Source organism: Pseudanabaenaceae cyanobacterium SKYG29, from assembly GCA_025055675.1.
In the GTDB taxonomy this organism is placed as follows: domain Bacteria; phylum Cyanobacteriota; class Cyanobacteriia; order Pseudanabaenales; family Pseudanabaenaceae; genus M5B4.
In genome coordinates this window covers 1-561 of sequence record JANWWT010000013.1, presented here as the reverse complement: position 1 = coordinate 561, position 561 = coordinate 1, and the positions used below count along the sequence as shown (strand labels likewise).

The following is a 561-nucleotide window of genomic DNA, read 5'->3' as shown; positions in this document are numbered from 1 at the left end:
TAGCTTTGCTGACTTTCTCAAAACAATGAGGGTTTGACAAAAAGAGAGGACGACAGTGATTACTTGTTTCAGGTATAGTATTGCTAGTAGTTTTGCAGGAAGTTCCCCCGATGGCAGACATCACCAATGAGCAACTGAAGGACTTAATCGTGGGCAAATTCGCCGAGCTGGACAAGAGGATTGACCATCTGGACAAAAAGATGGAGCTGGGCTTAGCTGAGATGAACAAAAAGATGGAGGTAGGCTTCGCCGAGCTGCGAGGAGAGATTGCTAAGGTGCACGCTGAACTCAAGGGCGAGATACAGGCAGTCAGAAATGAACTCAAAGGGGACATCAAGACCATAGAAGCCAAACTCGATGGGTTTGACAAGCGCATTAGCAATCAGGAATTCATCACCAGAAGTATCTTGGCTACAGTTTTAGGCGGCATTCTCCTTGCCCTGGGCAGATTTCTGTTACCACTAGATGTCAAAAAACTTCTCACTAGCTTTGCTGACTTTCTCAAAACAATGAGGGTTTGACAAAAAGAGAGGACGACAGTGATTACTTGTTTCAGGTATA

1 protein-coding gene is annotated in these 561 nt (G+C 45.1%); it reads left to right on the top strand.

The window, feature by feature from the left end; all coding sequences use genetic code 11:
• Nucleotides 1-110 precede the first annotated feature (110 nt).
• Nucleotides 111-521: a DUF1664 domain-containing protein gene (locus tag NZM01_12590; GenBank protein ID MCS6960870.1), complete on the top strand. Its 411-nt coding sequence runs from the start codon at nt 111-113 to the stop codon at nt 519-521.
• Nucleotides 522-561: the final 40 nt, after the last annotated feature.

Bases quoted from the DNA above. Each gene is read 5' to 3' on its own strand.
- NZM01_12590 (MCS6960870.1), top strand. From the start codon at position 111: ATGGCAGACATCACCAATGAGCAACTGAAGGACTTAATCGTGGGCAAA.